The 24616-nt window shown below is 66.1% G+C and carries 27 protein-coding genes; 10 read left to right on the forward strand and 17 right to left on the reverse strand.

Annotation, left to right across the window (positions count from 1 at the left end; translation table 11 throughout):
- Positions 1-113: 113 nt before the first annotated feature.
- Entirely contained in the window at positions 114-1481 is a 1368-nt protein-coding gene (locus Q4S45_RS04865) for a MipA/OmpV family protein (RefSeq protein WP_305509674.1), read from the reverse strand.
- A gap of 121 nt (positions 1482-1602) precedes the next feature.
- Complete coding sequence (locus Q4S45_RS04870) at positions 1603-1857, reverse strand: hypothetical protein (RefSeq protein ID WP_305509676.1); 255 nt, start codon at positions 1855-1857, stop codon at positions 1603-1605.
- A gap of 308 nt (positions 1858-2165) precedes the next feature.
- Between Q4S45_RS04870 and Q4S45_RS04875 the strand changes: the two genes are divergently transcribed.
- The 4 genes from Q4S45_RS04875 (at position 2166) to phbB (ending at position 5357) form a co-directional block, all read left to right on the forward strand.
- Positions 2166-2777, forward strand: coding sequence for an ArsR family transcriptional regulator (locus tag Q4S45_RS04875; protein ID WP_305509677.1), 612 nt, complete (start codon positions 2166-2168; stop codon positions 2775-2777).
- Between the two features lie 214 nt (positions 2778-2991).
- Positions 2992-3855, forward strand: a complete 864-nt coding sequence (locus tag Q4S45_RS04880; RefSeq protein ID WP_305509678.1) for a zinc-dependent peptidase — start codon at positions 2992-2994, stop codon at positions 3853-3855.
- Positions 3856-3926: 71 nt separating this feature from the next.
- A complete protein-coding gene (locus Q4S45_RS04885) occupies positions 3927-4478 on the forward strand; it encodes a hypothetical protein (protein WP_305509679.1) in 552 nt (183 codons plus the stop codon).
- 132 nt (positions 4479-4610) lie between these two features.
- Complete coding sequence (gene phbB / locus Q4S45_RS04890; protein WP_305509680.1) at positions 4611-5357, forward strand: acetoacetyl-CoA reductase; 747 nt, start codon at positions 4611-4613, stop codon at positions 5355-5357.
- Positions 5358-5500: 143 nt separating this feature from the next.
- Here phbB and Q4S45_RS04895 read toward each other — a convergent pair whose 3' ends face one another.
- The 8 genes from Q4S45_RS04895 to Q4S45_RS04930 all read right to left on the reverse strand — a co-directional run bounded on the left by Q4S45_RS04895 (position 5501) and on the right by Q4S45_RS04930 (position 12157).
- Complete coding sequence (locus Q4S45_RS04895) at positions 5501-5863, reverse strand: TraR/DksA family transcriptional regulator (protein ID WP_305509682.1); 363 nt, start codon at positions 5861-5863, stop codon at positions 5501-5503.
- A gap of 201 nt (positions 5864-6064) precedes the next feature.
- Entirely contained in the window at positions 6065-6550 is a 486-nt protein-coding gene (locus tag Q4S45_RS04900; protein WP_305509684.1) for a hypothetical protein, read from the reverse strand.
- A gap of 13 nt (positions 6551-6563) precedes the next feature.
- A complete protein-coding gene (locus Q4S45_RS04905; RefSeq protein ID WP_305509686.1) occupies positions 6564-7424 on the reverse strand; it encodes a hypothetical protein in 861 nt (286 codons plus the stop codon).
- Positions 7425-7508: 84 nt separating this feature from the next.
- Complete coding sequence (locus tag Q4S45_RS04910; protein ID WP_305509688.1) at positions 7509-7874, reverse strand: VOC family protein; 366 nt, start codon at positions 7872-7874, stop codon at positions 7509-7511.
- The gene (locus Q4S45_RS04915; protein WP_305509690.1) at positions 7871-9175 is read right to left on the reverse strand and encodes an MFS transporter; all 1305 of its coding nucleotides are present in this window, start codon (positions 9173-9175) and stop codon (positions 7871-7873) included. Before Q4S45_RS04915 ends, Q4S45_RS04910 begins: the two co-directional genes overlap by 4 nt.
- Positions 9172-9627, reverse strand: coding sequence for a MarR family winged helix-turn-helix transcriptional regulator (locus tag Q4S45_RS04920; protein WP_305509691.1), 456 nt, complete (start codon positions 9625-9627; stop codon positions 9172-9174). The genes Q4S45_RS04915 and Q4S45_RS04920 overlap by 4 nt, the downstream gene beginning before the upstream one ends.
- A 222-nt stretch (positions 9628-9849) precedes the next feature.
- Positions 9850-11217, reverse strand: coding sequence for a DEAD/DEAH box helicase (locus tag Q4S45_RS04925; protein ID WP_305509692.1), 1368 nt, complete (start codon positions 11215-11217; stop codon positions 9850-9852).
- A 160-nt stretch (positions 11218-11377) separates the two neighbouring features.
- Positions 11378-12157, reverse strand: coding sequence for an inositol monophosphatase family protein (locus tag Q4S45_RS04930; protein ID WP_305512050.1), 780 nt, complete (start codon positions 12155-12157; stop codon positions 11378-11380).
- A gap of 177 nt (positions 12158-12334) precedes the next feature.
- Between Q4S45_RS04930 and Q4S45_RS04935 the strand changes: the two genes are divergently transcribed.
- The 6 genes from Q4S45_RS04935 (at position 12335) to Q4S45_RS04960 (ending at position 16752) form a co-directional block, all read left to right on the forward strand.
- Positions 12335-13093 (forward strand): RNA methyltransferase, encoded by a 759-nt coding sequence (locus Q4S45_RS04935; RefSeq protein WP_305509693.1) that lies wholly within the window; start codon positions 12335-12337, stop codon positions 13091-13093.
- 95 nt (positions 13094-13188) lie between these two features.
- Positions 13189-14127: a triacylglycerol lipase gene (locus Q4S45_RS04940; protein ID WP_305509694.1), complete on the forward strand. Its 939-nt coding sequence runs from the start codon at positions 13189-13191 to the stop codon at positions 14125-14127.
- 40 nt (positions 14128-14167) lie between these two features.
- Positions 14168-14536, forward strand: coding sequence for a response regulator (locus Q4S45_RS04945; RefSeq protein ID WP_305509696.1), 369 nt, complete (start codon positions 14168-14170; stop codon positions 14534-14536).
- Positions 14537-14577: 41 nt separating this feature from the next.
- Positions 14578-15243 (forward strand): TetR/AcrR family transcriptional regulator, encoded by a 666-nt coding sequence (locus tag Q4S45_RS04950; RefSeq protein ID WP_305509698.1) that lies wholly within the window; start codon positions 14578-14580, stop codon positions 15241-15243.
- A gap of 14 nt (positions 15244-15257) precedes the next feature.
- Positions 15258-16034, forward strand: a complete 777-nt coding sequence (locus Q4S45_RS04955; protein WP_305509700.1) for a tetratricopeptide repeat protein — start codon at positions 15258-15260, stop codon at positions 16032-16034.
- Between the two features lie 160 nt (positions 16035-16194).
- Positions 16195-16752 carry a TIGR00730 family Rossman fold protein gene (locus tag Q4S45_RS04960; protein ID WP_305509701.1) on the forward strand — a complete coding sequence of 186 codons (558 nt, stop codon included), beginning with the start codon at positions 16195-16197 and terminating at the stop codon, positions 16750-16752.
- A gap of 119 nt (positions 16753-16871) precedes the next feature.
- Here the strand turns inward: Q4S45_RS04960 and Q4S45_RS04965 are convergent, their stop codons facing one another.
- From Q4S45_RS04965 to Q4S45_RS04995, 7 genes are all read right to left on the reverse strand, one after another.
- Entirely contained in the window at positions 16872-17987 is a 1116-nt protein-coding gene (locus Q4S45_RS04965) for a diguanylate cyclase (RefSeq protein WP_305509703.1), read from the reverse strand.
- Positions 17971-20703, reverse strand: a complete 2733-nt coding sequence (locus Q4S45_RS04970) for an EAL domain-containing protein (RefSeq protein ID WP_308633168.1) — start codon at positions 20701-20703, stop codon at positions 17971-17973. The genes Q4S45_RS04965 and Q4S45_RS04970 overlap by 17 nt, the downstream gene beginning before the upstream one ends.
- Before the next feature lie 7 nt (positions 20704-20710).
- Positions 20711-21145 (reverse strand): phosphate ABC transporter substrate-binding protein, encoded by a 435-nt coding sequence (locus tag Q4S45_RS04975; RefSeq protein WP_305509704.1) that lies wholly within the window; start codon positions 21143-21145, stop codon positions 20711-20713.
- 10 nt (positions 21146-21155) lie between these two features.
- Entirely contained in the window at positions 21156-22382 is a 1227-nt protein-coding gene (locus tag Q4S45_RS04980) for a hypothetical protein (protein ID WP_305509706.1), read from the reverse strand.
- Positions 22383-22681: 299 nt separating this feature from the next.
- Positions 22682-23191, reverse strand: a complete 510-nt coding sequence (locus Q4S45_RS04985) for a YgjP-like metallopeptidase domain-containing protein (RefSeq protein WP_305509713.1) — start codon at positions 23189-23191, stop codon at positions 22682-22684.
- 371 nt (positions 23192-23562) lie between these two features.
- Positions 23563-23928 (reverse strand): KGG domain-containing protein, encoded by a 366-nt coding sequence (locus tag Q4S45_RS04990; protein ID WP_305509715.1) that lies wholly within the window; start codon positions 23926-23928, stop codon positions 23563-23565.
- Positions 23929-24037: 109 nt separating this feature from the next.
- Complete coding sequence (locus tag Q4S45_RS04995; RefSeq protein ID WP_305509716.1) at positions 24038-24592, reverse strand: hemerythrin domain-containing protein; 555 nt, start codon at positions 24590-24592, stop codon at positions 24038-24040.
- Between the last annotated feature and the right edge of the window lie 24 nt (positions 24593-24616).

Here is a 24616-nt window from a genome sequence, read left to right on the forward strand (position 1 = left end):
ATCGATTATCAAAGCGTCTATCGAGGCTGTTGGATGAAGATTAAGGTCGAGAGTTCCGTGGGTCGGTGCGTTGGCGCACCCAGGGCCGCCCGGTGTCGCGTTTGCGCCACAGCTCACAAGGTCGATTCGACGTAGCCGTACAGGTAGTTCGAGCCGCCGTTGATGTTGCCGAGGATTTGCGAGGCGCCGAAGATGCCCGAGCGGTGCGACACGCCGATGCCGGCCCAGATCTGCTTCAGGCGCCTGGCGCGGAACAGGTCGCCCACGTTGACGTCGAGCGACGGGTCGAGATAGTTCAGGAAGCGCGAGGTCTCGCGGCCGCGCCGCGCCTGGTCTTCCAGTTCGACCAGCGGCACCCGCTGCGCCATCGAAAAGCCGGCGCCGAACGCTACCCGGGTGCGCATGCGCTCGCGCCACGGGAAGCCATAGTAGTAGGCCTTGATGTGGGCGTTCAGCTGCAGCGCGTCCGGGCTGCGGCCGCGTTCGTCGTGCGCCTGCAGGCCGACCCAGGCGACGAAGTCAAGCGGCCAGCGGTTGACCTGCTCGATCAGAGGCCGGCCGAAATCGACGCCCCAGATGCGGGTGTCGTCCGGGGTGCGGGTCGAGCCGCAGCGGAACGTCGCCGCCGGCAGGAAGTTGCATTCGGTGGCGCGCCCGCCGTACACCTTCATGCGCAGCGGCAGGCCCGGCTCGGAATACGGCTTGTGGCTGCCGAAATCGTAGGCCGCGCCGACCAGGCCGTTGGGCTGCCACTTGTCGTCCACGATCGGGCTGTTGCGCACGCCGGCGTCGAGCAGGGTCACGCCGACCCCGGCCAGCAGGCGCCAGCGCTCGGTCACCTCGTAGTAGCCAAACAGGCCGAGCGTGAGATCGACGCCGGGGCCGGGCTGGTAGGCCGGGCGGTCCGCGCGCGTCTCGCCGGGGCGCACGCCGTAATAATAGTTGTTCAGGCTGGAATTGCGGTGCGCCAGCGCGATGCTGGGACGCAGGTGCAGCCGGCTGGAATGGGCGTCCACGCTGTAGCCCAGGCGGATTTCCGTGCCGTGGCTCAGGTTGTTGGCGTCGTGCAGCACTTCGGCGTCCAGGTTGCCCCAGGGTTCGCGCTTGCGGTAGGCGATTCCGGCGTCGATGCCCGAACTGCGCCGCATCATGCCGGCCAGCACCGCCGGGGTCTGTTCGGCCGGAAAACCTTCGAAGCGGTAGTCGAGGAACACCTCAAGGTCGTGGTCGCGCCGCTCGCTCAGCTTCATGCCGACCCGCGTGGCGTGCAGGTAGAACTGCTCGCCCTCGTACATGTACAGCGGCACCAGGTCCTGGCTGACGGTGGCGCCGCGATAAGGCTGGTAGGCCAGGCGCTGGAGGGCGCCCAAGCCGGCGCTGCCGGGCACCGCCAGCAGATCGACCAGCACGTCGGAACCGGCGGGGCCGGCCATGGCGGTCAGAGGCAGCAGCAGGGCAGGGAGGAGAAATCTGGCGCGCATCAAATTCCTGGTAATACTGTTCAAAGATGCAAGTTTATCGGGAATAAGGCGACCGCGAAAAAAATCGCGCCGCCGCGGACAAGAAGTCCGGGGCGGCGCGATCGGCGCTGCAAGGAGTTGCTTAGTGCTTCTCTGGAACCACGATCACGGCGTCGCCTGGCTTGCCTGGCTCACCCTTTTCGCCTTTTTCGCCAGGCGCACCGGCCGGGCCTGGAACAGGCACTGGCACCGGCACTGCCGGGCCAGGCACGGCCACTGGCTTCTCGACGGTGGTGGTCGGCTGGACGACGGTGGTCGCAGGCGGGTTGACGGTGGTTTTTTCGCAGGCGGTCAGGCCGATCACAGCGAGCATTGCTACGAGCACGGTGGTTTTCATGGTGGTTTCCTTTAGTTAAGTTTTTACTTCTCAATCGTGAAGCGGACGCAATTGCACGCGAACGGCCCCAGCTTAATGAAGTCATTACAGGCAATCTGTACGCCAACGCACACAGTTGCGTGCGGAGACTTTCTTGTGGCGATAAAAGTAATTTTGGGAAATGTTCGATGGCGCACAGACCGTTGTCCTTGACACAGGCAAGCTGTCATCAAGCTAAGGGGAACCGCAAAGTTGTTGTACTGGTCAAACAGACACACGACAAAACGACGCGATCCGGACCAATGACATCTCATTCATGGAGTACCAACATGCATGCACCGACCAAGCAAAACGCAACGCAAAGCGACCTGGGCGTAATGCACTCTTCCGGCAATTCGGCACTGATCGAGCGCGTAGCGCCACAGCCGGCCGAACGCGCACCGATTTCGATGGCGCCGATCGAGCGCGTACGCTCCACCTCGGCCACCCAGCGCCGCATTGAAAACATGCAAAAGCTGATCGGCGAACTGTCCACTCACGAAATGCTGGCCGACGAAATCGCCTGGTTCCTGAAGTTCTCGCCGTCCGGCGCACGTAAATACATCCGCGACCTGCGCGAAGCGGGCGTCATCGAGCTGGCGCGCTACATCGAGGGCACGGCCACCTACCTGGGCAAGGCGGTGTACCAGATTTCGCCGGATCCAGACCGGGTCAAGGCCTTCCTGGCCGCGATTGTCCAGCCGAAGCGCGAAGGCGCCGCCCCGCGCAAGGAGCGTCCGGGCCTGCGCGAGCAGAGCATGGCCGGCACCGGCCGCCACTTCCACATCCTGGCGGACGACACCCACTATGCGATTCGCGTGAACCGCAGCCCGGTGGCGCGCGATCCGCTGGTCGCCGCCCTGTTCGGCGCGGCGCCGTCGGCGACCAAGGAACACGCTTAACGGCAAGATGGGGTCAGGTCCGCAGGACCAGACCCCGATAAAGCCGGCGCCGCGGCACGAAGCCGGGGTCTGGTCCCGCGGACCTGACCCCATCTGCTGTTTACCGCTCCATCTTTCTGTTTTGCATCCCCAATTGAAAAGCAAATAACGATCCCCACCTTCGGGATAGTGCGCGGCCACGCGCTTTTCAATTGCCGACAGAAAGGTCTTACCGATGCAAGCCTGGGTCTGGAGCACCGCGATCACCACGCTGATCGCCGCAGCCATGCTGTATCCCGGCTGGAACCTGCGACGCGCCCTCAAGCGGCCGATGCCGCTGGAATTTCGCGCCATCCTTCGACGCAACATCCCCATCTATTCGCGCATGGCGCCCCCTTTGCAGCAGCAGCTGCACAAGCTTGTGCAGCAATTTCTCCATCAGAAAAAATTCGTCGGCTGCGAAGGGCAGCACGTCGACGACGAGGTACGGGTGACGATCGCCGGGCTGGCCTGCCTGCTCCTGCTCAACCGGCCTAGCAAGGTGTACCCGGGCCTGCACGCGGTGCTGGTGTATCCGACCGCTTTCCTGGTGCCGCGCAAGCATGTTGACGAGGCCGGCGTCGTCACCGAGACGCGCCAGGATCTGCTGGGCGAATCCTGGGGCGACGGCCGAGTGGTGCTGTCGTGGGACCACGTGCGGCGCGGCGCTCAGGACTGGACCGACGGCCAGAACGTGGTGCTGCACGAATTCGCCCACCAGTTAGACAGCGAGTCGGGCAGCAACAATGGCGCGCCTTACCTGGGCAGCCAGGAAAGCTACCGCAGCTGGTCGCAAGTGCTGTCGCGCCACTTCGAGGATTTGCGCGCCGATGCGATGTTCCATCATCAAAGTGTCCTGGACCATTACGGCGCCTCCAGTCCGGCGGAGTTCTTTGCGGTTGCCACCGAGACGTTTTTCGAGAAGCCGTGGCAGCTTTCGGAGCGCCATCCGGCCCTGTTTGACGAATTTGCCAAATATTATCGGGTCGATCCGCGCGAGTGGCAGGACGCGCCGGCGCCCGAGCCGTATGTGGAGCCGGGCTACGGCCAGTGGCGCTAGGTACGCTGGCGTACAGAACTCGGCCGGGCGCCGGCGCATGATTGTGATACCAACAACGGAGGAGCGCAGCCATGTCGATGATCATTGCAGGCCACTTTCAACTCCAGGAGGAAATCGACCGCGCGCGCGAAGAATTGATCGGCGCCGGCTTTCCTGAGCAATCCATCAGCGCCTTCTTCGTCAACCAGCCGGGGCAGCACGACATGACCCCGATCGGCGGCGACCACCTGCAGTCGCCGGGCGCCAAGGAAACCCCAATCGGCGTGCTCGAAGGCACGGCGGCCGGCGGCGTGGTCGGCGTGGCGCTGGGCGCGGCGACCTCGATCGTCACCGGCCCGGTCGGCCCGATTGTCGGCGGGCTGGTCGGCGCCCACGTCGGCTCGCTGTACAGTCTTGCCAAAATGAAAGAGGGCGACGAGGACGAGGAGGGCGGCGAGAACGTCGAGCCGCGCAAGCCGGGCATGCTGGTGGCCGTCGCCATCGACGATCCTGCCCGCGAAGCGCGCGCGCTGGAAGTGCTGCGCGACTTGGGCGCTCACCATATCGAACGCGGCGACGGCAGCATCGTCGACGGCGACTGGGTCGACTTCGATCCGCTCAGCGTGCCTGTGCTGATTCCCTGATCTTGTCAACTGTTAGTTTCCTGTCATCCAGGCTTTGATCTTGCTCAATATTGCGCCTCATTAGCACTCCTAGACTTGTTGTTCGCGCCGCGGCTGCGGTGTGCAACGGACAACTATTTTGGGGGCGGGGCGATGGAAAAAGTCAGGGTGGCATTGGTGACGGGAGGCATGGGCGGACTGGGAACGGCGCTGTGCCGGCAACTGGACGCGGCCGGGTTCAGGGTGGCAACGACCTATTCGCCGTACAACACCAGCCCGGAAGGCTGGCTGGCGGCGCAGCGCGACGAGGGCTGCCGCTGCAAGGCCTACAAGGTCGACGTGGGCGACTATGCCGACGTCGAATGGATGATGCAGAAGCTGCTGTCCGAAATGGGCCGGCTCGACGTGCTGATCAACAACGCCGGCATTACCCGCGACCGCAGTTTGCGCAAGATGTCGCCCGACGACTGGGCCGGCGTGCTGCGCACCAATCTCGACAGCGTATTTAACGTGAGCAAGCAGGCGCTCGAGCCGATGCTCGAACAGCGCTGGGGCCGCATCGTTAATATTTCCTCGGTCAATGCCCAGAAGGGCGCCTTCGGCCAGGTCAACTATGCTGCGGCCAAGGCCGGCATGCACGGCTTTACCAAGTCGCTGGCGCTGGAAGTGGCGCGCCACGGGATCACGGTCAACACGGTGTCGCCCGGCTACCTGGACACGAAGATGGTGGCCCAGGTGCCGGACGAGATTCTGAAATCGACCATCCTGCCGCAGATTCCGGCCGGAAGGCTGGGCCGCCCCGACGAAGTGGCCGCGCTGGTGGCCTTCCTGGCGTCGGACGCCGCGGGCTATATCACCGGGGCCAACATCGCCATCAACGGCGGGCAGCACATGTGCTAGCGCTTGCCGGGGTCTGGTCCTGCGGACCTGACCCCATGTTGCGAACACCTTGTTTACATAGTTTGTGGCGAAATCAAGATGGGGACTCGGCGTCCCCGTCGCTCCGCGGGACCAGACCCCGGTGCTGCGCGCCGCGCCAATACTCAACGTGATTTCTCGGCGCGCGTCTGGCAGCCAATGCACAGGCGCGCTTCGGGACGGGCTTGCAGGCGCGAAAAACCGATCGGGTTGCCGCATTCCTCGCATTCGCCGTAGCTGCCGTCGACAATCTTGGACAGCGCGTGCCGTACGACGGCCATCTGGGCGACGTTGTGGTCGGCCGCTTCCTGGGCCAGGTCGTTGAGCAGGCGCACCGTGGCCTTGTCGGCCGGCGAGGTTTCCACTTCCTCCACCGCCAGGTCGTGGACGCCGGGATGGTCGGGATCGAAGGCGCCCGACAGCGCGTCGCGGCGCTGTTCGAGCATCGATTTCAGGAGCGCAAGTTGCTCCTGGTCTAGGCCGTTCATCGGAAGACCTTTCGGGGGCGGGATGGGAGTCGACGGTGGTCACTGGGCTGTCACCAGTGTAGCGCGATCGCGCCGGGATGAATATGGGCGCACGCTTGCGGCGCATTGGTGTCGTACCTGCGCAGGCAGGTACCCATGCTGAGCAAACTGAAGCGCTAAAGCGAGCTCAGAATAGGCACCTGCCTTCGCAGGTGCGACAGCTTACGCCGGTGGCGGCGGCGCCGTCGCTGGTTTTTTTGGCATATCGGCCTGCACGGCCTTGACGTGGGTGCGGATTTTTTCCAGCGCAGCCAGGATCGGCGCCGCTTGGCCCGTCGCTGCGGCGCCGGCCAGCGACAGCAGCCCGCCCACCAGCCCGACCACGTCGCCCACCATCGCGATCTTGCGGATCTTTTCGGCCGCGTCCGCCGTCAGCGCCATCACGTGCTGCTGCGACTGGCCCAGCGTCTTGACGACATAAGTGGCGGCGTCCGCATACAGGCTGTTCGCGCGCTGGCGCAGCAGCACTTCATCGTCGAGCAGCGCGCGGGCGGTGGCCTGCTCGGCATCGCTGAAATCGCCCTGGTGCGACTTGATCGACTTCATCACGCGCGCGTGCAGCTCGTCGGCGCAGACGGACAGCTGGTCGGCCAGCGCTTCGACCTGGGGCACCGTGGCCAGCCCGTTCAGTTCGGTATTTGCGTTCATCGCGCGCCTCCGTTCAGTTGGTAGAGCCCGTCAGCCCCGCATGGATCACTTGCAGGTCGCGTACATAGCTGGCCAGGATGTTGCGGATATCGCTGCGGTGCAATTCGCTCAGGTTCTCGCGCAGTTTCTGGTGCCCCAGCGCCACCTTGGTCAGGCCCTGCAGCGCCAGGTCGTAGCGCTTGTCGAGGATCTTGTATTCGGCCGATTTGTTCAGGTAGTGCACCTTCGCCAGCGTGACCAGCATCCGGTCCTGCGGCTTGTTGGCCATCGGGATTTCGATGTCGAAAATGCCGAGGATGGTCTTCTTTTCGTTCTCGTTGGTCTTGGCGTACAGGCGCGTCAGCGTCAGCATCGCGTCGAGCAGGGTCTGCAGGTCCTGGTCGCCGTCGCGCACCATGGTCTCCACGCTGCGTCCCTGGTAGCCGGACGCGATCGCGCGCGTGAGCAGGCGCGTCATGCCGGTCCAGGCCAGCACGTGGCGCTGCTCCAGTCCGGACTCGGTGTTGGCCTTGATGCCGTTGCCTAGGTCGTCGAGCTTGTCGCCGAGGTCGTAGCGGGCGTCGCCGGCGAGCATGCTCAGCGTCTGCATGTACAGCACCACCGCTTTTTGCGCGCTCAGGAAGTCCTCGTACACCGCGCGCCGCTTGGCGTCGGTCTCCTTGCCGACCTTGGCGGCTGCCGGCGACAGATAGAGCTGCTCGCGCGAGTAGGTGTCGCGGAAGCGGGTCGACAGCTCGGCGTAGGCGCCCAGCTTGGCGGACTGGTCGGCGAAGTCGCGCACTTCCTGCAAGCTCACATTGTTCGTGGCGCAGCCGGACAGCAGCAGGGAGAAAAGCAGGGCCAGCAAGGCGAACAAGGGACGGCGGGCAGTCATGGGGCCTTTCAGGCGCGCGTGAGGGCGTGCCGGACGAGACCATTCTGCGCCGATATCGCGGCTGCGCCTTGCTCGAAGTCAAGTTCAGCGGACCTTGGCCTTGTCGAAATGGGGATTGAAGATCAGGCCGAACTGGTTGCCGTACGGGTCCTTGATGGACGCGACGCTGATGCCGCCGCCAACGTCGGTCGGCGGCGAGTGCAGCGTGCCGCCGAGGCCGACGATGCGGTCGGTTTCGGCGTTGATGTCGGCCGTGCCCCAGTAGGCGGTGGCGCCGTCCGGGCCGGGGGTGCCGTCCGGGATCAGGCCGAGCTCGAAGCCGCCCACCTCGAAGCCGACGTAGAAGGGCTCGTTGAAGTAGGGCGCGCGGCCGAGTACGGCCTGGTACCAGGCGGTTGCGGCGGCGATGTCGGTGACGGGATAAACGACGGTGCGCAGGCCTTCGATCATGCTGTTTCCTCGTTGGGTTGTTGAACAGGTATCGTAGCCGATTTCGGATCGTTCATGCGGCGCATCGGCGTGAGCGCGAAGGCCAGCAGCGCGCCGGCGACCAGGAACAGGCCGGCGCCGAAGAACAACTGGGCAAGCGCCAGGTGCTGCATCAGCAGGCCGGTCAGCGAGGCGGCCAGCGGCGCCAGGCCCATCAGGATGAACATGAAAATGCTCATGGTGCGGCCCAGCATCTCGCGCGGCACGCGGCGCTGGATCCAGGTGAACACCGCCACCTGCATGAAGCCGGCCAGCGCGCCCAGCGCCATCATCAGCGCGGCGCCTTGCCAGGCGGCGTCGATGACGCCCATGAACAGCAGCAGCACGCCGGCCACTCCATCGGCCAGCAGCAGCGTCGAGCCGAGCGTGCCGATGCGGAAGTTCGGCCTGAGCGAGGACATGCCCATGCCGAGCAGGGTGCCGGCGCCATGCGCGCCCATCACCAGCCCGAGCGAGGCGGCGCCGCCCAGGCGGGTGCTGGCCAGCACCGGCAGCGCCACCTGCATGGTGCCGCCGACGACCAGCGAGATCACGCCCCAGTACAGGAAGGCGCTGCGCATCTCGGCGTCGCGCCAGACCATCGCCAGGCCGCTGCCGACCGCCTGCAGCACGCGCTGCGGCGCGGCGCGCACGGCGCCGGCGTGCATCTGGACGCGCTGCAAGGTGAAGATGGTCACGGCGAAGCTCGCGGCGTCGATGGCGAAGGCGATGCCGAGGCCGCGCGCGTCGGCGACCGCGCCGCCGGTGTGGCCGGAAAACGCGATCAGCACGCCGGCCAGCAGCGGGCCGGCCAGCGACGTCATCACGCGCATGCCCATCATCATGCCGTTGGCCAGGTGCAGGTGCTGCGGCGCGACCACGTTGGGCAGCATCGACGAACCCGAGGGAATACTGAAGGCCGACGCCAGGCCGATGCCGAGGGCGATCGCGTACAGCAGCGGCAGGGTGACCTGGCCGGTCAGCACCAGCACGGACAGCAGGCCGAGCAGGATGGCGTTGGCGTACTTGGTCAGCATCAGCACGGTCTTGGGCGAGTAACGGTCGGTCAGCGCGCCGCCGATCAGGATGAAGATGGCGCGCGGGATTCCCATCACGGCGATCACCAGGCCCAGCGTGAGCGGGTCGCGCGTGAGCTGCAGCACCAGCCAGGGCAGGGCGATCAGGGTGAACTGGTCGCCCAGCATCGAGATGGCGCCGCCGGTCATCATCCAGCGGAAGTTGGGCTCGCGCAGCAGCGCTGCCTTGGCGTCCGGCGCGTTCATGGCGCGGGCGCCGGAGTGACGCCGGCGAGCTGGGCAAGCAGGTCGGTCATGCTGGCCAGTTGCGTGGGATCGACGGCGGTGAGCAGCTCGGCGCTGACCTGGTCGGCGGTGACGGTGGCGTTCAGCAGCAGTTCCTCGCCGCTGGGCGTGACGGCGGCGAAGCCGACACGGGCGTCGCGCGGGTCGGTCTCGCGCGTGACGAGGCCGATTTTTTCCAGCGGCAGCAGGGTGCGCGTGACGCCGGAGGCGGTCAGGCCAAGGCGCTCGGCCAGGTCGACGCGGCGCAGGCGGCCGCCCGGCGCGCGCGCGAGATGGTTCAGCACCTGATAGTCGCCGAAGCTCAGGCCGTGATGGTTGCCCAGGGCGCTGTCGAAACGGCGGATCAGCAGCGAGTGGGCGCGCGCGAGGCGAAGGCAGAAATCGGTCGGAACCGAAGGTGGCGTGGTGATCATGACGGGTGCTCCAAAGAAAAATGCTTGACGAAGCAAGTATATGTTAGTTACTTGCTTAGTCAAGCATTTTTTTGAGCGGCCGCAAAAAAGGGGTCTGGCCCTGCGGACCTGACCCCTTCTTAGACGTCGTCCCTGCGGAGGCGGGGACCCATGCTGAGCATGCTGTACGGCGATGCCTGCTCAGTATAGGTACCAGCCTTCGCTGGTACGACAATCTTGGAACTAGCGGCCGCGGCCGCCCGAGCGGTGCGGCGCCGCCGGACGCGCACCGCGCCCGCCACCGCCGCCTGCGCCCGCAGGCCCGGCGCTGCGCGGCTTGGCCGTGCCGCGTCCGCCGCCCACCTTGACGACCTGGCCACCGCCGCCCGAACGGCCGCCGCGGCCGCCATGGCCCGGCGCGCCGCTACGCAGCTGGATCGGCTGCGCGCGCGCAGTCGGATCCGGCTCGAAGCCCGGAATCACCTGGCGCGGCAGGCTCTGCTTGATCAGCTTTTCGATGTCTTTCAACATGTCGTGCTCGTCCACGCACACCAGCGACACCGCTTCGCCGGTCGCGCCGGCGCGGCCCGTACGGCCGATCCGGTGCACATAGTCTTCCGGAATGTTCGGCAGGTCGTAGTTGACCACGTGCGGCAGCTGGTCGATGTCGATGCCGCGCGCGGCGATATCGGTGGCCACCAGCACTTGCAGCGCCCCGTCCTTGAACTCGGACAGCGCCTTGGTGCGCGCCGACTGGCTCTTGTTGCCGTGGATCGCCATCGCGCCGATGCCGTCCGCGCCCAGCTGTTCGACCAGCTTGTTGGCGCCGTGCTTGGTGCGCGTGAACACCAGCACCTGGGTCCACTTGTTCGACTTGATCAGGTGCGCCAGCATCGGGTGCTTCTTGTCGCGGTCGACCGGGTGGATCTTCTGGGCGATCACTTCGACCGCCGAATTGCGGCGCGCCACTTCGATCATCGCCGGCTTGTTCAAGAGGCCATCGGCCAGCGCCTTGATCTCGTCCGAGAAGGTGGCCGAGAACAGCAGGTTCTGGCGCTTCGGCGGCAGCGCGGCCAGCACTTTCTTGATGTCGCGGATGAAGCCCATGTCGAGCATGCGGTCGGCTTCGTCGAGGATCAGGATCTCGACCTTCGACAGGTCGACGGTGCGCTGCTCCATGTGGTCGAGCAGGCGGCCCGGCGTGGCGACCAGGATGTCGACGCCATGCTTGAGCTGCTTGATCTGCGGGTTGATGCCGACGCCGCCGAAAATCACGGCCGAGTTCAGGTTGGTGTACTTGCCGTACACGCGCACGCTTTCCTCGACCTGGGCCGCCAGTTCGCGGGTCGGGGTCAGGATCAGGCAGCGCACCGCGCGGGGCGAGCTCTTGCCGGTGAGGGCGGCGCCGACCTTGTCGGTCGACAGGCGGTTCAGGATCGGCAGCGTGAAGCCGGCGGTCTTGCCGGTGCCGGTCTGGGCGCCGGCCAGCAGGTCGCCGCCGTTCAGGACAGCGGGAATCGCCTGGGTCTGGATCGGGGTCGGGACAGTGTAGCCGTGTTCGGTAACCGCACGAACGATGGCATCGGACAAGCCGAGTTGAGCAAATGACATGGTAACTTTATGGTGAGATCGGCCCGTCGCCGCAACAAAGGGGCGCCAGTGGCAGGCAATCGGATTAGAAAATCAAGGCGGCAATCACACTGGATAAGGTGCCGCTAGATGTTGCCGGCGGGGCATTCGGGACGCCCCGCACAGGTGCAAGCCGGCTATTTTACGCGAAAGGCGACAGCAGCGTGACCATCTGGCCAAACACCTTCGGGCTGGCGGCGATGATGTCGCCCTTGTACAGGTAGGACGACTCGCCGTTGAACTCGCCGCAGATGCCGCCCGCTTCGGTCACCAGCAGCGAACCGGCCGCGATATCCCAGGGCTTCAGGCCCTTTTCGTAGTAGCCGTCGATGCGGCCGGCAGCCACGTTGGCCAGTTCCAGCGCGGCCGAACCGGAGCTGCGCACTGCCTGGCAGCGCTCGGCCATGATCTGGTACATGCGCATGTATTCGTCCAGCGCGCGCGGGCCGGCCTGGTGGCCCGAACCGATCATCGTGTTGGCGATGCGGTCGTGCTTGGTCACGCGGATGCGCTTTTCGTTGAGGAAGGCGCCGGCGCCCTTGGTGGCGGTAAACAGGTCGTTGCGGACCGGGTCGTAGATGACGGCCTGCGTGATGATGCCGCGCTGCTGCAGCGCGATCGAGACGCAATAGTTGGGGTAGCCGTGCATGAAGTTGGTGGTGCCATCGATCGGGTCGATGATCCACGCGTATTCACTCTCGTCGTTCAGGTTGGCGGAAGCGCCCGATTCTTCGGCCAGGATGGCGTGGTCGGGGTAGGCCTTGAGCAGCGTTTCGACGATGGCCTGCTCGGCGGCCTGGTCGACGTCGGTGACGAAGTCGTTGTGTTGTTTTTCCGTAACAGTGATGCGTTCGACGTCGAACGAGGCACGGTTGATCACGGTGGCGGCGCGGCGGGCGGCTTTGATCGCCGTATTGAGCATTGGGTGCATAGTGTGCTTTCCGATTATGAAAACGCTAACGCCACCGCGCTTTGGGGCGCCGTGAACGATAATGAATGAGAGTGAATTAAAGAGCGGTGCGGCGGCGAAATGGTTAGAATCGCGGCCTTGGTAGCCTTGACATCAACCTCATCGAACTGCGCGGTAGCGCTATTTTAAATGAACCAGCCCGAAATCAACACGTCTGTTTTCAATCGGCTCCGGGTCGTCCTGGTCGAAACTAGCCGGGCAGGCAACATCGGCGCCGTCGCGCGCGCCATGAAAACCATGGGATTTTCCGACCTGGTGCTGGTCAATCCGCGCTTCCCCGACGCGCTGGCCGACCCCGAGGCGGTCGCGTTCGCCAGCGGCGCCCAGGATGTGCTGGAAGGCGCGCGCATCGTCGGCGACTTCCAGCAGGCGCTGGACGGCTGCAATTTCGCCGCCGCGGTGTCGGCCCGGCTGCGCGAATTTTCGCCGCCTGTGTGGACGCCGCGCGCCTTCGCCGGCCATGTGCAGGCGCAGGCCGAGCTGCGGCCCGCGGTGGTGTTCGGCAACGAGCGCTTCGGGCTGCCGAACCAGATCGTCGAGCGGTGCAATGTGCTGATCAACATCCCGGCCAATCCCGATTACTCGTCGCTGAACCTGGCGCAGGCGGCGCAGGTGGTGGCGTACGAATGTCGCGTCGCGGCCGAGCCGGGGACGGCGGCGGCGGGGCCGGTCGGCTTTCATGGCGACTCGGCCAGCCTGGCGCAGGTCGACGGCATGTACGCGCACCTCGAAGAAGCGCTGGTGGCGATCGATTTTCTCGACGCCGATAATCCGAAAAAGCTGATGCCGCGCCTGCGCCGGCTGTTTTCGCGCACGCAGTTGGAGACTGAGGAAGTGAACATCCTGCGCGGCATCGCGCGGCAGATCCTGAAGACCACCAAACGGTAGGGGTCTGGTCCTGCGGACCTGACCCCATTTTGCTTTGACAACGCCAAGATGGGGTCAGGTCCGCAGGACCAGACCCCGGACTCCCGGGGACTACGATGGCGACCAGCACCTTCCAACCCAGCGCCCGCCGCCTGCTGCACGCGCTGCTGCTGGTCCAGCTGGCCGGCGCGCTCGCCATCGGTGCGATGGCCTGGCGCTGGTTCGCCGCCACGCCGGCCATGGCGCTGGCCTGCGGCCTCGGCGCCGTCGCCCTGGTGCGCCTGCTCGTCTCGGCCAACAATTTCGTACTCAGCGCGCGCTACGCCAGCGCCACGCCGCCCGAGTTCCGCCTCGGCCTGGCCGCCTGGCTGCGCCTGTTCGAAGAGGAGTTCGTCGCCAGCATGCTGCAGTCGTCGTGGTACATGCCGCGCGCCACCCCGCGCCAGGTCATCTTCGAAGGCTCGGCCGCCGCCCCCGTCCTGCTCCTTCACGGCTACGGCTGCAACAGCGGCTACTGGACCCACCTGGCGCCGCTGCTCGACGCAGCCCGCATCAGCCACGCCACGCTCGACCTGGAGCCGGTGACCGGCTCCATCGACGACTACGCGCCGCTGGTCGAGCGCGCGGTCGAGTCGCTGTGCGCGGCCACCGGCGCCGCCAAAGTGGTGATTGTCGCCCACAGCATGGGCGGGCTGGTCGCGCGCGCGTGGATGCGCGCCCACGGCGCCGCGCGCGTGGCGCGCCTGGTCACCCTCGGCACGCCGCATCACGGCACCTGCCTCGCCAGCTTCGGCGTCGGCCTGAACGCGGCGCAGATGCAGCGCAGCGCCGGCTGCGGCGAGGAGAGCGCCTGGCTGCGCGAACTCAATGCGTCCGAGAGCGCCGCCACCCGGCGGCTCATCACCTCGATCTACAGCCACCACGACAACATCATCTCGCCGCAGACCTCGGGCCTGCTCGAAGGTGCGCGCAACATCGCGATCGGCGGTGTCGGCCACGTCGCACTCGGACGCAACCCGGGCGTGCTGGCGCGTGTGATGCAGGAGATCGCGTAGTGGTAAGCTGGCGCCATCTTCCCCTCTGCCGGAGAAAAGCGTGGCCCGCATCCTGATCATCGAAGACAACCCCACCAACATGGAGCTGATGTCCTATCTGCTGACCGCCTTCGGCCACACGCCGCTGACGGCGTTCGACGGCGAGAGCGGCGTGCGGATGGCGCGCGAGCAGCGGCCCGACCTGATCCTGTGCGACGTCTACCTGCCGAAGCTTGACGGCTACGGCGTGGTCGCCGCGCTCAAGGGCGATGCGGAGCTGCGCGCCATTCCCGTGCTGGCGGCGACCGCGCTGGCCATGGTCGGGGACCGCGAGCGCCTGCTCGAAGCGGGCTTCGACGGCTACCTCGCCAAGCCGATCGAGCCGGAGCAATTCGTCGACCAGCTGGCGCCATTCCTGCCGCAGCGGTAGAGGTGTTATGCTTGCGGGAGGAATAACCCACATCGCCCGCCATGCTCCAGAAAGCTCCACGCAGAACCCGCGAACGCATCCTCGAATTGTCGCTGCGGCTGTTTAACGAGTTTGGCGAGCCGAACATCACCACCACGGTCATCGCCGAGGAGATGAACATCTCGCCGGGCAACCTGTACTACCACTTCCGTAACAAGGACGACATCGTCAACTCGCTGTTCGCCCAGTTCGAGGAGGAGATCGGCCGCATCCTGACGGTGCCCGATCCGCGCAGCTCGAACATCGAGAACGTGTGGCGCTACCTGCACCTGATGTTCGAACTGATCTGGCGCTGGCGCTTCTTCTACCGCGACCTGAACGACCTGCTGTCGCGCAACCGCAAGCTCGAACTGCATTTCAAGCAGATCCTCGCGCACAAGATCAAAGTGGCGCGCGAGCTGTGCATCGACCTGCGCGCCGAGGGCAAGCTGGAAGCGTCCGACGCCCAGATCGACGCGACGGCGACCAACATGGTGGTGGTGGCGACCTACTGGCTGTCGTACGAATACGTGCGCAATCCGCGCAAGTACACCGAGCAGCAGGCGATGGCCGATGCGCTCGCGCGCGGCTGCTACCAGGTGCTGTCGATGCTGGCGCCTTACCTGCGCGGCGATACCCACGTCCTGTTCGAGAGCCTGTCGCAGGACTTCCTGAAAAACCTGAACTGACCGAGGAGACTCGCATGCCCTGGATCGACTTCCCGCATCACGAAGACGCCTATGTCCGCGACGCGGCCGGACTGCAGCGGGAATGGGCGCGCCTGCATGCCGGCGACTGCGAACCTTTCCCGGCGCGCAGCGTGCTGGTCGACGCCTGGATCGCCTATCACGCCGGCGACTTTCACCGCGCGATGAAGCTGGGACTGTCGGTCGGGCTGGACGGCTATTCGGTGGCGCACAAGGCCAGCTGCACCTACGCGAGCTACCTTGAAACCAACGAGAAGCGCAAGTTCGACCTGTACGAGGAAGTGGCCGAGCGCTGCGAGCGGCAGCAGGCGGAGCAGCCCGACAACCCGGCCGCATGGTACTGGCAGGCGCTGGCGCTGGGGCGCTATTCGCAGGGTATCTCGGTGGTCAAGGCGCTCACCCACGGCATTGCGCCGAAGGTGCGCGCCGGCTTCGAACGGGCCATCGCGCTGGCGCCGGCGCATGCGGACGCTCACATCGGCCTTGGCGTATTCCACGCCGAGATCATCGCCAACGTCGGCACCCTGATCGGCGGCCTGACCTACGGCGCCCGCAAGGACGAATGCCACCGCGCCTTCCGCGAAGCGCTGCGGCTCAATCCCGCCTCGCCCAACGCCTACATCGAGTACGCGAACGCGCTGGTCAAGCTGGAAGGGAAGAAGAAGATGGAGGAGGCGGTCGGCCTGTACCGGCAGGCCGCGGCGCTGCTGCCGGCCGACGCCAAGGAGCGGCTCGAAGTCGAGCTGGCGAAAGAACAGTTAGAGGAAGAATGAATTGCCGGGTTCGGGGTCTGGTCCTGCGGACCTGACCCCATTTTTTGTCGCCGCAGCGTGAACGATCGCGCAAAAATTCGTGCCGCGGACCAGAAGATGGGGTCAGGTCCGCAGGACCAGACCCCGATATGACGGCGGCACGGATTTAATCAGAGGACGAATGAAATCGATTTGCGTATATTGCGGCGCCTCGTTCGGCGCCAACCCGGTGTATGCCGACACGGCGCGCGCGCTGGCGCAGGAGCTGGCCGCTCATAACATCGGCCTGGTCTACGGCGGCGGCAACGTCGGCTTGATGGGCGTGATCGCCGACGAGATGCTGCGCCTTGGCGGCGAAGTCACCGGCGTCATCCCGCGCGCGCTGCTCGAACGCGAAGTGGGGCACCTGGGCCTGACGCGCCAGTTCGTCGTCAAGGACATGCACGAGCGCAAAGCGATGATGGCCGAACTGTCCGACGGCTTCATCGCCATGCCGGGCGGGATGGGCACGCTCGAGGAGCTGTTCGAGATGCTGACCTGGGCGCAACTGGGAATCCACGCCAAGCCGGTGGGCGTGTTGAACGTGAACGGATTTTACGATGGCCTGGCGGCCTTTGTCGCGCACCAGCGCGCCGAGGGCTTCGTGCGCGCCGAGCATGCGGGGCTGATGATGATCGAATCGACGCCTGCCGCGATCGTGCGCCGCCTGCGCGAGGCGGCGCCGGTGCCACTCAATTAGGGTGTCGTACCTGCGAAGGCAGGTACCCATACTGAGCGTGTTTCACCTCGTCGATTTGCTCAGCATAGGTACCCGCCTGCGCGGGTACGACGGTTTATGAGCTGACGGCGCGGCTCGAATCAGGCGTTGATGCCGATCGGGATGACCTGGTTGCGTCCCGACGACTTGGCGATGTACATGGCGCGGTCGGCGCGCGAGATGGTGTCGGCGAACGGTTCGCCGCCGCAGCGCTCGACCAGTCCCGCCGAGAAGGTGATGGTCAGCTCGCGATCGAGTTCGCTGATGCGCATCGCGCCGACCCGTTCGGCCATGCGGTTCAGCACCACGGTCGCTTCGCTCAATTCGGTATCGGGCAGCATCAGCAGGAATTCCTCGCCGCCCCAGCGCGCCAGCACGTCGTCGGCGCGCAGTTCGTCGCGCACCGCGCCGGCGAAGGTGCGCAGCACCGCGTCGCCGCCGGCGTGGCCGTAGCGGTCGTTGATGCTCTTGAAGAAATCGATGTCGAGCAGGGCGATGCAGACCGGCTTGCGGCCGGCCGGCTGGCGGCGCTCTTCCGCGCCCAGCACCTCGTTCATGTGGCGGCGGTTGGCCAGCGAGGTCAGTTCATCGACCGTGGCCAGCGTGCGGATGGTGCTCACCGCGGTGAGGAGTTCTTCCTTCTGGCGCTTCAGGCGCGCGCGCAGCTTGCTCATCTCCCCAGTCAGCAGCGCCACCGCGATCATCGAGGTGGTGGACAGCCCGAAGTGCACCGCTTCGATCTCGAACGGATAGGCAGCCGGGTCGCTCGCCATCATCACGGAGATGGTGGCGCCGAGCGCGCAGATGGTGCAGGCGCACAGCGCCAGGGTCGCGCGCGGGCGCAGCGAGAACGTGCAGAACACGATAATCACGGGCAGCACGATCAAGGTCGCTCCGCGCACCGGCCCGGTCAGCGCGTAGATCGCGATGTTGCATCCGATCGCCAGCATCGACTGCAGCACGGCCAGGTGCGAGGGCAGGATGTGCAGCTGCTTGCTGAAGCGGATCAGGCCGTAGAAGGCGAGCACGCTGCTCATGCCGAACCAGATCAGGTTGACGCCGGTCTCGCGTTCCACGATGCCGGCGTCGATCAGCGCGATCATCAGGAACATGCACAGGATGTAGAACACCAGGGTGGCGCTCCAGTAACCGAGCAGGCGGCCCAGCTTGGGGTCTTCGCCGATGAAAAATTGTGCCAGTTTACGCTGCAGCGACATCGTGACACTCCTTGTCGATAGTAGTTTCAATGGATAGCGCCTGGGCGCGCAGCATGGCCGCGACCTGCTCGGGCGGAAGAGGAGGGCTGAACAGGTAGCCCTGCATTTCGTCGCAGTCGTTCTCGCGCAGGAAGCGGCACTGCTGCTCGGTCTCGACGCCTTCGGCGATCACCCGCAGGTTCAGCATGTGGCCGAGCGAAATGACGGCCATCGCGATGGCCTGGTCGTCGGGGTTGTCGGCAAGTTCCGCTACGAACGACTTGTCGATCTTCAGGCTGCTGATCGGGAAGGACTTGAGCGCCGACAGGCTCGAATAGCCGGTGCCGAAATCGTCGATCGACAGCGATACGCCCATCGCCTTCAGTTCGCGCATCTTGCCCACCGATTGCGCCAGGTCGCGCATGATCAGGCTCTCGGTCACTTCCAGTTCCAGCGCTTCGGCCGGCAGCGCGCTGTCCTCGAGCGCCTGGGCGACCCGCTCGACCAGGCGCTTGTCCTCGAACTGGCGCGGCGACACGTTGACCGACATCGACACCGGCGCCAGGCCGGCGGCGCGCCACGCCATGTTCTGGCGGCAGGCGGTGTGCAGCACCCAGTCGCCGATCGCGCCAATCAGGCCGGCTTCCTCGGCCAGGCCGATGAAGCGCAGCGGCGAAATCAGGCCGTGTTCGGGATGGCGCCAGCGGATCAGCGCCTCGACGCCGAAGATGCGGCCGGTGCGCAGGTCCACCTTCGGCTGGTACAGCAGGTGGAACTGGCGCTCCTCGACGGCGTTGCGCAGGCCCTCGAGCAGGACCAGCTTTTCCTCGACGCTGGCGTTCATCTCGCGCGTGTAGAACTGAAAGGTGTTCTTGCCCATCTCCTTGGAGCGGTACATCGCGGCGTCGGCGTTCATCATTAGCGTGTTCGGATCGGCGCCGTCGCGCGGGTACATCACCACGCCCATGCTGCAGCTCACCTGCACCTCCTGGCCCTCCACCTGCACCGGAGCGCGCACCGCCTGGCGGATTTTTTCGAGCACGGGGGTGACCGCCATTGCATTGTCGGCCAGGTCGGACAGGATGATGACGAATTCGTCGCCGCCGAAGCGCCCCAGGGTGTCGTCGCGCCGCACGCATGCCTGCATGCGGGCGCCGACCACTTTGAGCAGCTCGTCGCCGGCGTTGTGGCCAAGGCCGTCGTTGACCAGCTTGAAGCCGTCCAGGTCGATGAAGGCGACCGCCACGCAGCGCCCGGTGCGCTGGGCGTGCAGGATGGCCTGGTCGAGCCGGTCGCGAATCAGGCTGCGGTTGGGCAGGCCGGTCAGCTCGTCGTGGTGCGCCATGTGGTGGATGCGCGCTTCGGCGCGCTTGCGTTCGGTGATGTCGCGCACGATCGCCACCACGCCGTCCTCCACCGCCACCACCTGACGGTGCATCCAAATGTCGCGCGTGCGCTCGCCGGCGCCGCGCCATTCCGCTTCGCGCATCCCGCCCAGCATGGCCACCTTGACCATGTCGTCGAAGATGCCGTTGACGCGGTAGGCCGGCAGGACCGCCAGCAGCGTGGCGCCGATCAGCGCGTCGCGCTCCAGGCCGATCAGCTGCACGGCGCGGCCGTTGGTCGCTTCGAAGCGGAAGTCGACGATGGCGCCGGATTCGTCGAACATGCTGCGCAGGACGAAGAACGCGTCCAGGCTGGCCTCGGACGCGGCGGCGAAGGTTTCCTGCGCGCGCCGGATGCCGCGCTGGGTGCGCGACAGCTGCCACGACCACAGGCACACCAGGGTGACGATCAGCACCAGCAGCGCGCTGGCGCCGGCGGCGGCCCACAGGTAGGTGCGGCGGTGCTTTTCGAAGCCGGCCATCTGCTCGCCGCGGTCCAGCGCCACCATCGCGCTGATCGGGAAGCCGTGCAGGGGGCGCACGCTGGTATAGCGCACGGCGCCGTCCCAGGGGTTCACGGTGGCCTCAATCGCGCGCTCGACCGGCGCCAGGTTGGCCTGCTGGCCCCAGCTGACGCTGTCGCCGGTGCGCATCGCGCGGAACACGCCGTCGGCGCCGAACATTCCGAGCGCGCCGCGCTCGCCCATGCGCGAGCGCTCGTAGCCGCTGGTGAAGTAGGCCGGGTCGGCTTCGACGATGGCGATGCCGGCGAAACGGCCCTCGTCGTCGTTGATGCGGCGCGTGAAATGCAGGTGCCATTCGGGATTGGCGGCGTCGCGCTCCGTCTGGCTGACGAACGGCGTGTCGGTGTCGGTGTGGCGGTGGAATTCGAAATACGGCTCGCCGGCCACGCTCATGTGGGCCGCGGGCGGGTTGCTGGCGACGATGCGGCCGTCGCGGTCGGCGATGCTGACGACGAACACCAGGCCGGAGGGGAGCAGGCCTTTTTCGCTCAGGGCGGGCAGCGCGGCGGCGGGGCCTTTCAACTGCACCGCGAACTTGAGCACCTTCAGGGTCTGGTCGATGCCGCCCAGGTTGCGCGCCAGCTGGGCCTCGTAGGTGTCCACCAGTTCATGCGCCGATTCGCGCGCCGCCAGGTCGGCCGCTTCGCGTTCGATGCGCACGAAGTGGCTGGTCAGGGTCCAGATCGCGACGAGCAGCAGCAGCGCGAACAGCGGCAGCGAAATGTGGGTTTCCAGCCCGCGGCGCAGCCAGCGCCGCAGCATCGCGCGGCTGGCGCCGGCGCCGCGGATGCGGGCCAGGGCGTGGGCGGGAGTGGCGTGGTCGCGCATGGCCGTCTCAGTGCACCAGCAGGACCGGCTTGACCGACGCATCGAGGGCCGACTTGTCGATGTAGCCGATCAGGGCGGGGTTTTCGGCCACCAGCTTGCGCACCGCCGCGCTGCCTTGCGCCTCACGCGGCGGCTGGCCGCGGCCGGTGAAGATCATCCTGGCCCAGTGCGCCTTCATCAGCGCCGGGGTCTTGGCGGCGACCTTGTCGTAGAACTCGTTGCGCAGCGGCGAGCCGACGGCCTGGTCGAGCGCGAACGCTTCGGCGCCGTCCGGGAAACGGCCGACCTGACCGAGGAAAATATCGGCCACCTGGTCGGCGCGCAGTGGCCCGATCGGGCTCCTGGCCGAGACGATCACCACCAGTTCGGCGGCGCCGGCGCCGCGCGCGAGCAGCGCAAGCGCAAAGGCGGCCAGGACTTGGCGTAGGCTGGGAAATTGCATCGGCGCGGCCTCAGAACACAAAGTCGAGCACCGCGCTCGCGACGCTGACGCTGCGCCCGGAGACGAATCCTGGCTGCACGTTGGTGAAGGTGCCGCGCGAGCCCCCTTGCGGCGTGATGCGGTCGAACTGCACCTTGAGCGCGACGTCGGTCATGAAGTCCCAGCGCGTGCCGACGCTGACGGTGCGCTGCACCGGGACGGTGGTGAGCAGCCATGACAGGTAGTCGTTCAGGGCCGCGCCGGCGGCCGCCGCCTGGGGCGCCATGCCGGCCAGGTCGATGCCCGGCTCGGTGGTCGAGCTGTTCGAGCGCACGCGCGCGTAGCCGAGGTAGGGCGTGAAGTCGCCCAGGCGATAGCCGGCGCTGGCGTACACGCCGGTGGTGTCGCCCAGGAAGGAGCGGGTCTTCATGCGGCCCGCTTCGGCCATCACGTACCAGTTGCCGGGATCGTAGTTGATGCCGGCGCTGAATGCGTTGGCGCGCTTGTGATCGACCGCGTACAGTTCGGCCAGCGCGGCGCCGCGCGCGTTGAACGCGGCCAGGCTGTCGAAGAAGGTGCGCAGGACGTCGAAGGTGAGGTCGGTGGTGAGCATGCTCACGCGGCCGGTGAGGGCGCCCACTTCGACCGTATCGGAAAATCCGGCCAGCTTGCGCGCTTCGATGCGCGCGCCACCGGGGAGCTTCAGGTCGGTGCGGCCGACGAAGACCTGGGTGGTGTTTTTCACGCTGCCGAAATTGAAGCGGTAGCTGGCGTCGACGCCGTCGCTGTTACTGAACGGGATGGCGCCATACACTTCGACCGGCGTGCGCACCCACGGGTAGGTATAACCGATCTTGCGATAGTCGGCCGCCAGGAAGATCGGCAGCGCGATGCGGCCGGCGCGGATCGACAGGTCCGGCGTGGCCTGGTATTTGACGTTGGCCCATTCCACCGAGGGCCGGTAGTTGCTGTCGAGGCGCTGCTCGCTGATCACCTGCAGCACGGCGGACCATTGGGCGTTGGCCTTGACGCTCAGCTGGGCGCCGAGGCGGCTGTCGACGTTGGCGCTCCAGCGGCCGCTGTGGCCGACGCCATTGCCCTTCAGGATGGACGCATTGAAATCGGCATCGGCGAAATCGGCGTAGGCGACACCGGCGCTGCCGAAGCCGCGCAGCGACCAGGACGGGCGGGTGACGGCGTCGTCGGCCAGGACGAAGGGCGCCCACGCCAGTCCGGCCAGCACTGCCGCGGCGCGCAATCGAGGCGCACGGCAGCGCTTTGTTCGGTGATGCAAATGCATGTAGTACTTTCTGGTCCGGCTGGGCACGGGTGACACGCCCCTCCGTGCGCCTCGGCGCAGCTCTTCACATTCGGAAAATATTGTCTTTTTTATCACCGCTGGATCGCAGCGATGTGGACCAAAAATAATTGCATCCAGACATCAACTGTAACTGCGGCGACAGCAAATGTCGATAAATTTGCGGTGGGAAATTGTTTTTCGCGCAGGGATGGTGCGAGGGTGCAACATATTGCGCGAATGCCCAGGCGTGGCGGGCGCTAGGCCCAAAGCGGCTCGGCCGACAGTTCCAGCTGGGTGAGCACCAGGCGCAGGTCGAATTCGTACTGGTGGTAGTTCGGCTCCATGTAGCAGCACAGCTTGTAGAACGCCTTGTCGTGTTGTTTTTCTTTCACGTGGGCCAGCTCATGGACGGCGATCATGCGCAGCAATTCGAGTGGCACGTTCTTGAACACGGTGGCGATGCGAATCTCGTGCTTGGCCTTGAGCTTGCTTCCCTGGACGCGCGAGATGGCCGTGTGCAGGCCGAGCGCGTGCTGGATCACCTGGATCTTGCTGTCGTAGGCGACCTTGCTGATCGGTTCGGCATTGCGCAGGAACTCGCCGCGCAGGTCCTGGACGTAGTCGAACAGCGCCTTGTCGGTGCGGATGCCGTGGGCTTGCGGGTAGCGCGAACGCAGCACGGCGGCGAGCTTGTCCTGCTCGATCAGCTGCGCCACCTGGGCACGGGTCTGGTCGGAATAGGCGCTGAGGTATTTCAAGGGGAGCATAGGGGCGCGAATGTATCACAGATGGCGCGGCAAGGTGGGAAGCCTGCCGATGCCGGCGACGCCCAGCGAAGAGCGGGGTCTGGTCCCGCGGACCTGACCCCATCTTGGTTCGCGGCCCAAAATCCACTTCGATGGCCCCGGCCGCTGCGACAAAAATGGGGTCAGGTCCGCAGGACCAGACCCCGAAATCGCGAAAATCGACGTCGATCGCTCCGGCCGCTGCGACAAAAATGGGATCAGGTCCGCAGGACCAGACCCCGGCAATGCGACGGACGCGGACAAAAAAAACCGGGCGGGAACGCGTCGTTCCCGGCCGGCTCAACACATGAGAATGCCCGGAAATTGCCTGAAAAATGACGCCAGCGCCGCGGTTATCCCTCCTTGGGACCCTGTCGGCTGCCTTTTGCCGCCGCTGCCGCCGCTGCCGCTGCCGCCGCGGCGCGATTGGCCGATTGCCGGCTCTCGCCTCCCTTGCGGCCAATGTCGGCCATGTGCTCGCGGTCGCGGCTGACCGCCTCGCCGCCTTTTTGTCCTGCGCGCCGCGCCTCTTCGGAATCGAATTCGTGGGCGGTGCCCTTCTGGTGGGCGGCCTGGCCACCCTTGCTGGCGATCTCGCGCTGCTGGTTCTGGTCCATCGCGGCGAAACCGCGCTTGGCCGGCCCGCCGCTGCCGCTTTTCTGGGCGTTGCCGCCCGCCGCGGCACTCTTGCCGCCGCCGCTATCCTTGCTTGTCGCCATGTCGATCTCCTCGTGTGCACTGCGTCTGAAAACCGGCGGAACCATTGCGCCGGGCCGGCGCATGGCTGCGCTCGTGAATTTAGAGGCAGCGTCCGCCCTTTAGTTCCGCCTAGTTCGGCGCGCGCGGCTGGCGCCGCATGCGCACGTGCGGCTGCATCGCTTCGAGCGTCGGCGGCGGCGATGCCAGGTCGTCCTCCAGTTCTTCCTTGCGCGCGGCAAGCCGGTGGCCCAGCGCGTGCAGCGCGAGGCCGGCCGCGCGCGCCAGGTCGAACAGCTCGCTTTCCTCCTTGTCGATGTGGTGCATCACTTCCTCGCCCAGCACGGTGACGGTGGCGTCGTAGTGGTCGTCGCCCGGCGCCATGATGTCGAGCTGCCCGATCAGCTCGCGCGCGCCGGCATGCTCGATGTCGGCCTCGTCGAGCAGTTCTTCGTCGTCGGCGCCGCTCGCCGCGCGCAACGCCGGGTAGAAGATTTCTTCCTCGAGCCTGCTGTGCAGGGTCAGCGCGCGGCAGATCGCGTCCACCAGTTCTCCCTTGCGCCGGTGTGCGCCGCCGTTGCCCTTGAGCGCGTCGAACTCGCGAAACAGCGCCTTGACCTGGTCGTGGTCGCTCTTGAGCATTTCCAGCGCGTCCTTGTCCGCGCCGTCTGGTGTTGCCGGTTTCATGGTGGGCTCCGTGGATGTGCGGCG

Source organism: Massilia sp. R2A-15, from assembly GCF_030704305.1.
Classification (GTDB): domain Bacteria; phylum Pseudomonadota; class Gammaproteobacteria; order Burkholderiales; family Burkholderiaceae_D; genus JAFCUW01.

Coding starts and splice junctions, on each gene's coding strand:
- Q4S45_RS04905 (WP_305509686.1), bottom strand. CDS start 7,424: ATGACTGCCCGCCGTCCCTTGTTCGCCTTGCTGGCCCTGCTTTTCTCC.
- Q4S45_RS04920 (WP_305509691.1), bottom strand. CDS start 9,627: ATGATCACCACGCCACCTTCGGTTCCGACCGATTTCTGCCTTCGCCTC.
- Q4S45_RS04950 (WP_305509698.1), top strand. CDS start 14,578: ATGCTCCAGAAAGCTCCACGCAGAACCCGCGAACGCATCCTCGAATTG.
- Q4S45_RS04990 (WP_305509715.1), bottom strand. CDS start 23,928: ATGGCGACAAGCAAGGATAGCGGCGGCGGCAAGAGTGCCGCGGCGGGC.
- Q4S45_RS04925 (WP_305509692.1), bottom strand. CDS start 11,217: ATGTCATTTGCTCAACTCGGCTTGTCCGATGCCATCGTTCGTGCGGTT.
- Q4S45_RS04995 (WP_305509716.1), bottom strand. CDS start 24,592: ATGAAACCGGCAACACCAGACGGCGCGGACAAGGACGCGCTGGAAATG.
- Q4S45_RS04870 (WP_305509676.1), bottom strand. CDS start 1,857: ATGAAAACCACCGTGCTCGTAGCAATGCTCGCTGTGATCGGCCTGACC.
- Q4S45_RS04985 (WP_305509713.1), bottom strand. CDS start 23,191: ATGCTCCCCTTGAAATACCTCAGCGCCTATTCCGACCAGACCCGTGCC.
- Q4S45_RS04915 (WP_305509690.1), bottom strand. CDS start 9,175: ATGAACGCGCCGGACGCCAAGGCAGCGCTGCTGCGCGAGCCCAACTTC.
- Q4S45_RS04910 (WP_305509688.1), bottom strand. CDS start 7,874: ATGATCGAAGGCCTGCGCACCGTCGTTTATCCCGTCACCGACATCGCC.
- Q4S45_RS04900 (WP_305509684.1), bottom strand. CDS start 6,550: ATGAACGCAAATACCGAACTGAACGGGCTGGCCACGGTGCCCCAGGTC.
- Q4S45_RS04930 (WP_305512050.1), bottom strand. CDS start 12,157: ATGCTCAATACGGCGATCAAAGCCGCCCGCCGCGCCGCCACCGTGATC.
- Q4S45_RS04880 (WP_305509678.1), top strand. CDS start 2,992: ATGCAAGCCTGGGTCTGGAGCACCGCGATCACCACGCTGATCGCCGCA.
- Q4S45_RS04955 (WP_305509700.1), top strand. CDS start 15,258: ATGCCCTGGATCGACTTCCCGCATCACGAAGACGCCTATGTCCGCGAC.
- Q4S45_RS04975 (WP_305509704.1), bottom strand. CDS start 21,145: ATGCAATTTCCCAGCCTACGCCAAGTCCTGGCCGCCTTTGCGCTTGCG.
- Q4S45_RS04940 (WP_305509694.1), top strand. CDS start 13,189: ATGGCGACCAGCACCTTCCAACCCAGCGCCCGCCGCCTGCTGCACGCG.
- Q4S45_RS04885 (WP_305509679.1), top strand. CDS start 3,927: ATGTCGATGATCATTGCAGGCCACTTTCAACTCCAGGAGGAAATCGAC.
- Q4S45_RS04895 (WP_305509682.1), bottom strand. CDS start 5,863: ATGAACGGCCTAGACCAGGAGCAACTTGCGCTCCTGAAATCGATGCTC.
- Q4S45_RS04935 (WP_305509693.1), top strand. CDS start 12,335: ATGAACCAGCCCGAAATCAACACGTCTGTTTTCAATCGGCTCCGGGTC.
- Q4S45_RS04960 (WP_305509701.1), top strand. CDS start 16,195: ATGAAATCGATTTGCGTATATTGCGGCGCCTCGTTCGGCGCCAACCCG.
- Q4S45_RS04970 (WP_308633168.1), bottom strand. CDS start 20,703: ATGCGCGACCACGCCACTCCCGCCCACGCCCTGGCCCGCATCCGCGGC.
- phbB (WP_305509680.1), top strand. CDS start 4,611: ATGGAAAAAGTCAGGGTGGCATTGGTGACGGGAGGCATGGGCGGACTG.
- Q4S45_RS04875 (WP_305509677.1), top strand. CDS start 2,166: ATGCATGCACCGACCAAGCAAAACGCAACGCAAAGCGACCTGGGCGTA.
- Q4S45_RS04865 (WP_305509674.1), bottom strand. CDS start 1,481: ATGCGCGCCAGATTTCTCCTCCCTGCCCTGCTGCTGCCTCTGACCGCC.
- Q4S45_RS04965 (WP_305509703.1), bottom strand. CDS start 17,987: ATGTCGCTGCAGCGTAAACTGGCACAATTTTTCATCGGCGAAGACCCC.